This window comes from Arthrobacter sp. 05T444, from assembly GCF_056395905.1.
On record NZ_JBFTKK010000001.1, the window covers coordinates 210,162 to 222,212 of the forward strand.

Sequence of the window (12,051 nt, forward strand, 5' to 3'; positions counted from 1 at the left end):
CTGAATGACAGCGAGGGACCGGAGCAAATATTCCGGTCCCTCGCTGTTTGCGCTTCCTCATCCGATTTCCAGGGCCGTCACCCGCCAGACTTGTTTGCTGCGTTCGAGCCGGACAGCGACTGCGCGGGTCCGAAGTTCGTCGATGACCACCGCACTTGCTTCATAGATGTCCGGAGTTACCTCGCAGGCGCGCACAGACCGGACCGTCGGGTTCCGATGGAGGCGTCCCAGCTTGCGGGGAGTCCGGGAAGCTTCCCGCCTGGTAAGGCAAGCCCGGTGCTGCAGCGCCACTAGGCACCGTTGGTCTAGCCGCCGCGCCAACTGGTTTATGGGCCTGGTTCCGGCAAGCACTTCTATGGCTGCCTGGACTGTGGATCTGGTAATGGCACAAATCTCCCGCAACTCGTCGGACGCATTGATGCCTATGGACGGGATTGCCGGGTGCGCTATGGTGCCCGCGCTCCGGACTGAGGTTACGGCAGTCATGATTCGGTCCTTTGGTTGAAGTGGAACTGCGGGCACGGCGTATTGCGGTGACGAAGGTGCGCAGAGGCGATAGTGCGAAGGGGCGCGGGTGCGAAGGTGCGATAGTGCGAAGGGGCGCGGGTGCGAAGGCGCGCAGGGGCTGCCGGAATCAGGGAGCCCTGAGGACTTGGCCAGGCAGGAGCACATCAGGGTTGTTGCCTATGGCTGCCCTGTTTGCGTCAAACCAGCGGGGCCACTCCAGGGCGATTTCGACGTCGGACGCCTCCGGCCCCAACGCCCTTGCGGCGATGGTCCAGAGCGAATCACCGGCCCTGACCGCTACCTCATGGTGCGCCGTGTCGGGAAGTTCGAGGGCCGCTCGGACCCGCGCGGAGGTCACCAGCCGGGGAGCTGTAACGGGCGGGCGCGGCTGCCACTGCGGCTGAACGTCCGATGTGGAGGGCACCGACTGCCCGGCGTCCGGCACCGACTGCCCGGCGTCCGGAACCGACTGCCCGGTGCCGACGGCGTCAGGCCTAGAAGGCGCGGCGGACTGGCGGATCAAGGCCGGGATCGGGCCGGTGAGGGACTGGCCGTCAGTCGGCGCCCACGCGGCCGAGACCGCCGCGGCGCTAGTGGAAGACAGGCTGGCGTCAGGCGGGGCAGCGTGAGCAAGGGGCGCACCAATGAGCTGTACTCCCACGGCAGCGAGTGCCAGCCGCCGCATGAAGGCGGGACTGAAACGGCCACTCAGCGCGGCGGCACGATTTCGGCCCGTCCGTTCAAGCAATGCTGCCGCAAACGCCGCCACGAGCGACGCTACCCACCAGACCGCGATGATGAACCCGGCAGCTATCGCCACCAGGCCGAGAAGATCCTCGAAGACCATCGACTGCCGCCGCGATGCGGATCGCTGCCAGCGGTCGAGGAGGCCGGCGCCGGACAACACCAGGAAACAGCCGAGTCCCAGGACAAGGAGCGCCATGGCTGCATCGCACCGGACTGTCCTGGGATTAGATGGCTGCATGGCTTTGCCCTTCGTTTAATGCTGTTTGATGTTGTTTGATCAATATTGATGCGATTGGTCTCCGTTTGCAATAGTTGGCTGATACTTGTCTTCAGAAGGCGGTTGCATTGACCCGCCTCTCCGGTCCGCCTACGCTGGCGCCATGCGATGGAATGCTCTATTTGAGGACTTGGAGGCGCAGATAGCCGAGGCCGAGGTCTTGGGACGCGAGTCCGAAATATCGGAGCGATCCAGGGCGGACACGGCTTCCATCGGGTTGGCCGACCGGCTCCGCGGATCACTGGGCCGGTACGTCGGCGTTCATCTTGGCTCCGGATCGGCGTTCACCGGGACGCTAAGCCACGCGGGTGCGGAAAGCCTGGTGCTCGACGAAGCGGCGCACCAGGTATTGATTCCCTACGCCGCTGTGTCCCGCTACGTGGGGATGGGCCGGATGGCCGTGGGCGAACCGTCGGCAGTGCGGCGGAAGGTGGGCCTGGCAAATGCGCTGCGGAGCCTTGCCCGTGACAGGGCGGGGCTGACGGTACTGATGGCCAGCGGCGCGGCGGGGGAGGTGCGGATCCCCGGAGTCATTGACCGCGTGGGGCAGGACTTTTTTGATCTCGCGATCACGGCGCCGGGCGAAGCGCGCCGGGCGTCCAACGTCATGGACGTGGCTACGATTCCGTTCGGCTCGTTGGGTGCCTTGCGGTCGATGCGGCCTGGAGAACTCTAGCGATTCCGGTGTGGCGCGGGATCAGACTGACTTGGACTTCGCCTCTTCGATCATCCGGCTGGCCTCCGCGTAGCGCTCTTCTATGTACTGCTCGAGCATCTTCTCTTCGACGCGCCACTGACCGCGGCCGCCCACCTGGATGGCCTTCAGTTCCCCGCTGCGGACAAGCGCGTAGGCTGCGGGCGAGTTGATCTGGAGCTGCTCGGCTACATCTGCAAGCGTGAGGAAACGGGGCATAGGTCAATTCTGCCACCCGTGATGCCGAATGATGCCGTTATCCACAGTTTGATGATGTTTGCGCCTATGACTTTCCGTTTGGGCATGCATGCCGTAACAATGATCATGACCGGCGCACCGAAGGCGCCCTACGCGTCAAGGGGGAGCAGTACGCATGAGTGCCAGCGCCACGGCCACCGGGGCCCGTCTGAAGAAGCCTTCATGGAAGGATCCCCGGCTTTTGGTTGGGGTGCTGCTGGTCCTTGCCTCGGTGGTTGGTGTCATATCGCTCGTCGGCAGTGCAGACAAGACCACCGAAGTGTTTGCCGCCCGTGAGGCGATTGCGGTGGGAGAGAGGCTCACGCCGGAAAACGTCAGCCGGGTCAAAGTGCGGCTGGGGGAGGTGGAGCCGCACTACATCACGGCGGAGACCGGCATGCCCGACGGCCTGGTGGCGGTCCAGCGGATCGGTAAGGACCAGCTGTTGCCGAGGGAAAGTCTGGGCAGCGTGGACGCCCTCGGCAGGAAGCCGGTCGCCATCACCGTTCAGGAGGCGCTGCCGGAGCAGGCTGTTGCAGGGACCCGCGTTGACGTATGGGTTTCTCTGCCCGATGCCCGGAACGGCTTTGCGCAGCCGAAGCTGCTGCTGCCGGGTGCGGAAATCGCCCACGTAGCACCGGGATCGACAGCCCTGGGTTCCTCCAAATCCACTGTTCTGATGGTCCTTGTCGGAGACAACCAGATGCCGTCCCTTCTCGGCGCGCAGGCGAACGAGGCCAAGATCTCCGTGGTGTGGAATCCTGCCGGCGGTGCCAAATGAGCATCCCCGTTGTCACGGTGGGACAGGCCCAGGAGGACCTGGTTGGCGGCCTGGAGAGGCTCCACGGGCCAGTCACCGTGGTGCGGAGGTGCACGGAGCTGACAGAACTGCTCGCTGCCTGCCAAAGCGGGCTCGCCCGGGCAGCCGTCGTGGCCGGGGGGAGCGAGGAACTGACAGCCTCCCTCGTCGACAGGCTCGGCGCGGTGGGAGTCGCGATCATCGCCCTGACCGACAATGTGGAGGAGGCGGCGCGGCTGCGCGGCATCGGTGTGTCCGCAGCCATTTCCACCGTCGAATCCGCAGCATTGGCCGAACGCATCTCCGAAGCGGTGGCACAGTTCTCCGGACACGGGATCACCGCCCCGGTTCCGGGCGAGCGGGGCTTCGCCGAGACGGGTGCCGCCTTGAGGGCGGATGCCACCGACGTCGACGACGCCCCGGCGCCGGCCGGAACCGGAAAGATCATCGCCGTGTGGGGGCCGGCCGGTTCTCCCGGGCGCACCCTGGTGGCCGTGAACATTGCCGGTGAACTTGCTGCAGAGGGAAAGTCCGTCCTGCTCGTCGACGCCGACAGCTACGCTGCAAGCATTGGCGCAGTCCTCGGACTGCTGGACGAAGCGGCCGGCCTGGCGCAGGCATGCAGGCTGGCCGACCAGGGCCTCCTGGACCGTGAAGCGCTGCTTCGCGTTGCCATGCCGGTTGCCATTAAGTCGGGGACCTTCCGCGTTCTGACCGGCATAACACGGGCAGACCGCTGGACCGAGCTCCGGGCGGCTGCAATGGCACTTGTACTGGAACGGGCCAGGGAAGTGGCCGATGTTGTCGTTGTGGACACGGGCTTTTGTCTCGAGGCCGACGAGGAGCTGAGCTTCGACACTATGGCGCCCCGTCGGAATGCCGCTACGCTCAGGAGCCTGGAAATGGCCGACACTGTCTTCGCCGTCGGGTCTGCGGATTCTGTGGGCGTCCCTCGGCTTGTGCGGGGACTCGCCGAGCTGGACACTGCGGTGCCCGGCGCGAACCCGGAGGTGGTGATGAACAAAGTCCGGGCCGCCGCCGTGGGCCGCTCACCCGAACGGCAGCTGCGGGAGGCGTGGGAGCGCTACGGGCCGGCAATCGGCATCAAGGCGTTCCTTCCCGCGGACCCAGGGGCCAGTGACGCCGCCCTGATTTCCGGGTCGTTACTCCTGGAGGCGGCTCCGGAATCTCGGCTGCGGTCCGCCATTGCCGCTCTCGTTTGTGCACCTGTCCAGCGAAATAGCCGATCCTCTGTGTTCCCTTCCACAGCAAAGCGCAGGCTAAGGGGCTAGGCTCACGATTAGGGCTGCAACGGTGCGGCCGCGAACTTGTGATGGAGGCGTTTGTCGATGTCGTCTGGGTCCAGCGTGGAGGATCAGTCCCGTTCAATCGGAGCCGAAGAGGGCTTCTTTGGGGACTACTATGAGCACCTCGCGGAGGAGGATGCCCGTTCGTACCCTCGTGAGATTTTGAGCTCACGTGCAGAGACGCACCGCCGGGTCGCGGCGACCCGTCAGCCCGGCACTGCCAACATCTCGATTGTTGAAGAAGCCGACTGCAGCGTGGTGTACATCGTCACCGACGACATGCCCTTCCTCGTGGATTCGGTCAACGCAGAGCTGGTCCGGCAGAACTCTGCCATTCACCTCGTGCTCCACCCCATGTTCGTGGTCACGCGCAACCGTCAGACCAATGAGCTGGTCAAAGTGGACAGGGTTCCGTCCAATATTGGTATTTCCAGCGGTGACACCGCTGCATTGCCCAGTCTGTCCCGCCTGATTGCCCAGGGCGACAATGCTTCGCACATGGAATCCTGGATCGCAGTGGAGATTGGCCGCACCAGCGCGGAAGCCAGGGGGCGCCTGACCGGAGGACTGGAACGGGTGCTTGGCGATGTCCGCGCCGCCGTCGAAGACTGGCCGAAGATGCGGAACAAGGCCCGGCAGATAGCCGAGAGGCTCGACAAGATTGCCCATCCGGCCCAGATTGCAGAGCTGCGGCAGGCCCAGGATCTGCTTCGGTGGCTGGACCAGGGGAACTTCACCTTCCTCGGCTACCGCGAGTACGATCTCGTCAACGATGCCGGCGAGGATGTCCTGGAACTCCGGGAGGACAGCGGGCTGGGGTTGCTCCGTGCCCGCCGCGAAACTCCCCACATCCAGCACCTCACGGATGCGGGCCGGCGGAAAGCGCGCGAAAAAAGAGCTTTGGTGATCACCAAGGCCAACTCGCGCTCGACGGTGCACCGGCCGGCCTACCTCGACTACATCGGCGTCAAGAGCTTTGATGCCGCAGGAAACGTCAACGGCGAACAGCGTTTCATCGGGCTTTTCGCCACGAGTGCCTACACCGGTTCAGTGCGGAACATTCCGATCGTCCGGGAAAAAGTCGAAGCTGTCCTCCGCAGCGCCGGCTTCCCGCCTGATTCGCACTCAGGTAAGGACTTGGTGGGAATCCTCGAGACGTACCCACGCGACGAACTCTTCCAGATTGAAATCCCGGACCTCGCGGCGACGGCGACCGGCATCCAACGCCTGCAGGAACGCCGCCGCACCCGCCTGTTCCTGCGGCCCGACATCTACGGACGATTCATGTCCGCCGTCGTCTACCTGCCGCGCGACCGGTACACCACGAACGTCCGCCTCCGGATCGAGAGGGAACTTCGCGAGACCTTCCACGCCGAATCCATCGACTACGAAGCACGGATGACGGAGTCGGCGCTTGCCCGCCTCTTCTTCAGGATCCGGTTGCCAAAGGGCGCAGACGTCGGGCACGTCAACGCCGAGGACCTTGAGAAGCGGCTCGTCCGGGCGGCGCGGTCCTGGGGCGAAGGCATCAGTGAAGTCCTGCGCGACAGGAGCGCCAACGCCGGCACCAAAGAACTCGCCGACATCTGGGCGGAAGCGTTCCCGGCAACCTACCGGGTGGACTACGAGGTTGAAGACGCCCTGGAGGACATCGAAAGGTTTGAAAAGTACGGGGCCGCAGCCGAGCGACGTGCCGGAGCGAAGCAGGAGCGCCCAGGCGTCCACGTCTATCTTCCGGAAGGCGCCGGGGCAACGCTCGAAGAGGATGCCCGCGTCAAGCTCTACATGCTCGAACCCAAAAGCCTGAGCCAGATCCTTCCCTATTTCCACAACCTGGGGCTTGAGGTGCTGGATGAGCGGCCCTTCGAGATCGAAACCTCAGACAGCCGGGATTTCTTTCTGTATGACCTCGGACTGAAGTACCCGGCGGGGGTGGAGCCGCTGTCAACGGGCCAGCTGCTGGCGGACTCCTTCGGTGCGGCGGTTTCCGGCGCCGTCGAATCGGACAGCTTCGACCGCCTCGTGCTTCGTGAAGGCATGAGCTGGCGTCAGATTGTTATGCTGCGGGCATATGCGAAGTACATGCGGCAAATGGGCAACACCAATTCTTTCGAGTTCATGGCAGACACGCTGCTGGCCAATCCGGAAGTCACGAAGGGGCTCAGCGCGCTGTTTGAGGCGCGCTTCGACCCAGCTCTGACGGAACTGGAGCGCTCCGAACGGCAGGAAAAGGTCCGTGCCGAGCTGGCCGCGTCCATCGAAAGTGTCGCGACCCTGGACGCGGACCGCGTTCTCCGGACCTTCACCAACCTGATCGAGTCAACGCTGCGCACCAACTTCTACCAGGACAAGCCCTACCTGAGCTTCAAGCTGAACCCCTCAGGCATTGAAGGCCTGCCCTACCCGCGGCCCAGGTTCGAGATCTGGGTCTACTCGCCGCGGGTCGAGGGCGTCCACCTGCGCTTCGGCAAAGTGGCTCGCGGCGGTCTCCGCTGGTCCGACCGGCGGGAGGACTTCCGCACGGAGATCCTGGGGTTGGTCAAGGCCCAGACCGTCAAGAACGCGGTGATCGTTCCGACGGGCGCCAAGGGAGGCTTTTTCGCCAAACGGTTGCCTGATCCGGCGGCGGACAGGGCAGCCTGGATGGCCGAAGGGATCGAAAGCTACAAGACGTTCATCCGCGGCTTGCTCGACCTCACCGACAACCTCGTTACGGGCACCGAGGGTGAACAGCTCGTTCCGCCGGGGAATGTTGTCAGGCACGACGACGACGACTCGTACCTTGTGGTGGCGGCGGACAAGGGCACGGCAACCTTCTCGGACATCGCGAACGGGCTTGCGGCTGAATACGGATTCTGGCTGGGTGACGCCTTCGCCTCCGGCGGGTCGGTGGGCTACGACCACAAGGCCATGGGCATTACGGCCAGGGGAGCGTGGGAGTCAGTCAAGCGCCACTTCAGTGAGTTTGACCTGGATACGCAGTCCGAGCCGTTCACCGTCGTCGGAGTGGGCGACATGTCAGGTGATGTTTTCGGAAACGGGATGCTGCTGTCCAAGCACATCCGGCTGCTGGCCGCCTTCGACCACCGGCACATCTTCCTGGATCCCAACCCGGACGAGACCAGCTCCTATGCTGAACGCCAGCGTCTGTTCGAGCTGCCGCGCTCGTCGTGGGACGACTACGACAAGGGACTCATCAGCGAAGGCGGCGGGGTTTACCCGCGCCAGGCCAAATCGATTCCTGTCTCCGCGCAGGTCCGCGCCGCACTGGGCCTGCCCGAGAGCACCACCCAGCTGAGCCCGCCTGAACTGCTGCGGGCCATCCTGCTGGCGCCGGCCGACCTGCTGTACAACGGGGGCATCGGCACGTATGTGAAAGCGAGCACCGAGAGCCACGCCATGGTCGGAGACAAGGCTAACGATGCCATCCGCGTCGATGGGCGCGACCTTCGCGTGAAGGTGGTGGGCGAAGGCGGAAACCTGGGCATGACGCAGCGTGGCCGCATCGAGGCGGCCCTGCAGGGCGTCATCCTCAACACGGACGCCATCGACAACTCGGCAGGCGTCGACTGCTCGGACCACGAGGTCAACATCAAGATCTTCGTGGACCGGATGGTTGCGGCAGGAAAACTTGAGCCGGACGAACGTGCCGAGTTCCTAGCCTCCATGACCGACGAAGTGGGGCGGCTTGTCCTGGAAGACAACATCGACCAGAACATCCTGCTGCTCAACGACCGTCAGCGTGTGGCCGAATGGAGTCCAAGCTACGAACGGCTGATGGACTGGCTGGAAAAGTCGGCGGATCTGAACAGGGACCTTGAGGCGCTGCCGTCCACTGCGGTCCTTCGCGAACGGCTCGAGCAGGGGCAGGGGCTGACATCCCCGGAGCTGTCGGTGCTCGCCGCCTATGCCAAGATCGAGCTCGCAACTGCTCTTCGTGACAGTGATCTCGCTGACGATCCGTGGTTCAGGCAGACGCTGCGCGGATACTTCCCCGAGCAGCTGCGGGAGCGGTTCGACGCCGAACTGGACACGCATCCGCTGCGCCGGGAAATCATCGCAACGGTCGTCGCCAACGACATGATCAACATGGGCGGCATCACTTTCGCCTTCCGGACCATGGAGGAAACGTCAGCGAGCGAAATGGCCGTGGCCAAGGCGTTCGTTGCGCTCCGTGAGGTGTATGAGCTGGACGTCATCGTGTCCGAACTCAATGACCTTCCGGCGTCATTCCCCACCGAACACTGGAGCACGGTCCACCTCGACATCCGGCGGCTTCTGGACCGGGCCGTGCGCTGGGTGCTCGGGCAGGGAACCACGTCCCGCCCCATTGCCGACATCGTCGCCGAGTTCAAGCCGCTCATCGATCCGATGCGTGCGCGTGTCCTGGACTACCTGCGAGGGGACGACCGCGAGCGGGTGGCCGCGTGGCTTGAAAAGGCGCGGTCCTGGGGTCTGCCAGAAGATCTTGCCCACCGCTGGGCCGAGCTTTTTGAGAGCTTCGTCCTGCTGGACATTGCCAAGATCGCACACGCCCGCCAGGAGCCGGTGGAGGAAATCGCGCACGTGTACTACACGGTGTTTAACCGCTTCCATGCCGACTCCCTGCTCGAACGGATCAGTTCGCTGCCGAGGAGGGACCGGTGGCAGGCTCTGGCCCGGGCTGCGCTGCGTGATGACCTCTACTCTACCGTTTCGGACATGACGACGGCGGTGCTTGAGTCGACTGCCTCAGGGTCACCGGCCGGAGATCGCCTCAAGGGCTGGGAGCAGCTGAATGCCGAACAGCTGGGCCGCGCGAAGAGCATGTTCGACGAGGTCAATGCCCTTGAAGCGGACGATATGGCCTCGCTGTCGGTAGCATTGAGGCTCTTGAGGTCAATCGTCCGACGCTAGGGCGTTGCCCGGTGTCGAAAACTGGAGGTGCAGTGGCAATCTTTACGGACCCCATCAGGGAACACGCTGATTTCGGGCCGGGGGATGCCGAATGGCTGCACCTCCTGGTGGGTGACTGGCAGATGGTCGCCGACCTCGCTTTTGCCGACCTCGCCCTCTGGTTTCCGCATCCGGATTACGGTTACGTGGCGCTTGCCCACGTGCGGCCCTCCACGACGCACACGGTATTCCATGCCGACTTCGTCGGGGAGGGCATCCGGTCCGATCTTCAGCCCCTAGTGGACAAGGCGTGGGCCAGCCGCACGATCGAGCGCTCCAGTGAAACGAACTGGAGCAGTGACATGGCGCTGCGGGTGGAGGCCGTGCCGATGGTCAGAAACGGCCGGACGCTGGCCGTGGTCACGTCACACATGGATCTTTCGAGTTCGCGGATGCCGTCCCGGCTTGAGCTGACCTACCGGCAGTGTGCCTACGACCTGCTGCGCATGGGCACCTTGGGCCTGTGGCCCGATTTTGCCTCGCCCACGGGTTCGCGCCGGGGGGCCCCGCGGGTGGGCGACGGGCTCATCCGGCTCGATGCCGAGGGGATCGTGCAATACGCGAGCCCGAACGGTGTCTCCGCGTTCCGAAGGTTGGGCGACGGCGAGTCACTGGAAGGACGCTCCCTCGCGGAAGTCACCGCCGGCCTGCTGAAGGACCGACGCCTGGTGGACGAAACGCTCCCGCTGGTTGTCACCGGACGCATGCCGTGGCGCAGCGAGATCGAATCCAGGGGAGTCAGCCTGTCCCTGCGGGCGATCCCTCTCCGCGATGAGCAGCAGCGGTTCGGGGCACTCGTGCTGTGCCGCGATGTGTCCGAGCTGCGGCGCAGGGAAATGGAGCTTGTTACCAAGGACGCCACCATCCGGGAAATCCACCACCGGGTCAAGAACAACCTTCAGACCGTCGCGGCCCTGCTGAGGATGCAGTCCCGCCGGATGGTGAGCGACGAGGCGAAGCAAGGGCTGGAACAGGCCATGCGGCGAGTCGCGACCATTGCCCTGGTCCATGAGACTCTCTCCCAGGGACTCACGCAGAGCGTCGACTTCGACGAGCTCATTGGGCGCCAGTTCCGGCTCTCGGCCGAGGTGGCATCACCGTCCCAGCAGGTGCGGACACAGAAATCAGGGCTGTTCGGGGAGCTACCAAGCGACTTTGCCACCCCGCTGGCGCTCGTGATCAATGAACTGGTGACGAACGCCGTCGAGCACGGCCTGGAAGGGCGGACCGGAACTGTCTGGCTGCTGGCTGACAGATCCGAAGGCGATGACGGGGCTGAGCTGCTTACGGTGACCGTTGCGGACGACGGGGTAGGTCTGCCGGACACCCCGCACGTCGAGGGCCTCGGACTGCAGATCGTCCGGACCCTGGTGACGAGCGAGCTGGCCGGCACTATCCATTGGAAGCCCCGGGACGGCGGCGGTACCGCCGTGCAGATCGTGCTGAGTCTCGCAGGCCGCTGATGCCGCCGGGCATCGAACGCCCGGGCATCAAAGCAAAATTATGAAAAGGCGACGGCCGCGGACCCTCGGTCCGCGGCCGTCGCCGAATCTGTTGAACTGTCCGTCAGGAGGCGCGGCGTGCGCGGGCAGCCCGGCGCTTCAGCGCCCGGCGCTCGTCCTCGCTCATGCCGCCCCAGACGCCGGCATCCTGGCCGGACTCCAGTGCCCACTGCAGGCAGGTGTCGACGACGGGGCACCTGCGGCAGACGCTCTTTGCTTCCTCAATCTGAAGGAGCGCGGGGCCGGTGTTTCCCACCGGGAAGAAAAGCTCCGGGTCCTTGTCGAGGCACGCTGCGCGGTTACGCCAATCCATGCTGATCAGTCACTCCATTCCTGGTAAGTCATTTGCCACTTGTGAAAATATTCACTAGAGCCTACAAAGGAAAGGGGCCCAGCGGGCCCCCTTGGTCATCTGGATCAAGCGTTTCATGTTAACGCTGTGTAAACAAGGGGTAGTGGTCCACGAAATCCCCCTGAAACGTGAGCGATGCATCACACCGGGCAACAGCCCCCACCGTCTGTCCGACTATGTCCGGTATGGTGCCAGTGTGTCAAGACCCCCAGCCAGCCCGTCCAGCCCCGACTCTGAGCCCAGCGATGACGGGTTTCCCCGGCGCCCCGACAGGCCTGAGCACTCCACTAGCGGCACTGCGCGCCCGCGCTCCATGGCCGTCATTTCAGGGATTGTCGCAGCCGAGGCCACCGCCCTGCTGGCGGCTGCCGCGTGGTACGGAGTCCAACTCCTGACCGGAGCCCCTGTCCTGTCCTTCTGGGGTGCCGTCTTCACACTTGCGTTGCTGCTGGCGTTCGCTTCCTGGCTGTACGCCGTTGCGGTGTTCCTGTTCCGGGGCTTCCGCTGGCCGCGGGCAGGTGCCCTGGTGGCACAGCTGTTCGTGCTCACCATTGGATTCCCCACCCTGACGGGTGGCTACCCGCTGGCGGGTGCGGCCATGCTGATCCCCGCCGCTGCGGCCATCGTGCTGCTCTTCGACAAACGGGTCATACGCTTCGCGTCCCGGGCCGCCGGTTCGCCTCCCGCGCTCTGA

The 12,051-nt window shown here is 64.6% G+C and carries 10 protein-coding genes; 6 read left to right on the forward strand and 4 right to left on the reverse strand.

All coding sequences use genetic code 11. From position 1 onward, the window contains the following. Positions 1-57: 57 nt before the first annotated feature. Both AC1DD3_RS00955 and AC1DD3_RS00960 read right to left on the reverse strand, forming a co-directional pair. The gene (locus tag AC1DD3_RS00955) at positions 58-486 is read right to left on the reverse strand and encodes an Rv3235 family protein (protein ID WP_230117007.1); all 429 of its coding nucleotides are present in this window, start codon (positions 484-486) and stop codon (positions 58-60) included. A 148-nt stretch (positions 487-634) separates the two neighbouring features. Further along, positions 635-1,492 (reverse strand): LysM peptidoglycan-binding domain-containing protein, encoded by an 858-nt coding sequence (locus AC1DD3_RS00960; RefSeq protein ID WP_476880768.1) that lies wholly within the window; start codon positions 1,490-1,492, stop codon positions 635-637. Between the two features lie 142 nt (positions 1,493-1,634). On the opposite strand from AC1DD3_RS00960, the gene AC1DD3_RS00965 reads away from it, so the two are divergent. Then, positions 1,635-2,207: a hypothetical protein gene (locus AC1DD3_RS00965; protein ID WP_230117005.1), complete on the forward strand. Its 573-nt coding sequence runs from the start codon at positions 1,635-1,637 to the stop codon at positions 2,205-2,207. Between the two features lie 21 nt (positions 2,208-2,228). Here AC1DD3_RS00965 and AC1DD3_RS00970 read toward each other — a convergent pair whose 3' ends face one another. Continuing rightward, positions 2,229-2,444, reverse strand: a complete 216-nt coding sequence (locus tag AC1DD3_RS00970; RefSeq protein ID WP_230117004.1) for a helix-turn-helix domain-containing protein — start codon at positions 2,442-2,444, stop codon at positions 2,229-2,231. A gap of 154 nt (positions 2,445-2,598) precedes the next feature. Between AC1DD3_RS00970 and AC1DD3_RS00975 the strand changes: the two genes are divergently transcribed. The 4 genes from AC1DD3_RS00975 to AC1DD3_RS00990 are packed head-to-tail and all read left to right on the forward strand — an operon-like array spanning position 2,599 to position 10,966. Continuing rightward, entirely contained in the window at positions 2,599-3,243 is a 645-nt protein-coding gene (locus tag AC1DD3_RS00975; protein WP_230117003.1) for a hypothetical protein, read from the forward strand. Next, positions 3,240-4,553 carry a CpaE/TadZ family protein gene (locus AC1DD3_RS00980; protein WP_230117002.1) on the forward strand — a complete coding sequence of 438 codons (1,314 nt, stop codon included), beginning with the start codon at positions 3,240-3,242 and terminating at the stop codon, positions 4,551-4,553. The genes AC1DD3_RS00975 and AC1DD3_RS00980 overlap by 4 nt, the downstream gene beginning before the upstream one ends. A 57-nt stretch (positions 4,554-4,610) precedes the next feature. Continuing rightward, a complete protein-coding gene (locus tag AC1DD3_RS00985; RefSeq protein WP_476880769.1) occupies positions 4,611-9,464 on the forward strand; it encodes an NAD-glutamate dehydrogenase in 4,854 nt (1,617 codons plus the stop codon). A gap of 32 nt (positions 9,465-9,496) precedes the next feature. Further along, a complete protein-coding gene (locus AC1DD3_RS00990; RefSeq protein ID WP_230117000.1) occupies positions 9,497-10,966 on the forward strand; it encodes a sensor histidine kinase in 1,470 nt (489 codons plus the stop codon). 103 nt (positions 10,967-11,069) lie between these two features. On the opposite strand, the gene AC1DD3_RS00995 is transcribed toward AC1DD3_RS00990, so the two are convergent. After that, entirely contained in the window at positions 11,070-11,318 is a 249-nt protein-coding gene (locus AC1DD3_RS00995) for a WhiB family transcriptional regulator (RefSeq protein ID WP_003804966.1), read from the reverse strand. Between the two features lie 235 nt (positions 11,319-11,553). On the opposite strand from AC1DD3_RS00995, the gene AC1DD3_RS01000 reads away from it, so the two are divergent. Then, on the forward strand, positions 11,554-12,051 hold the full coding sequence (locus tag AC1DD3_RS01000; protein WP_230116999.1) for a hypothetical protein: 498 nt from the start codon (positions 11,554-11,556) through the stop codon (positions 12,049-12,051).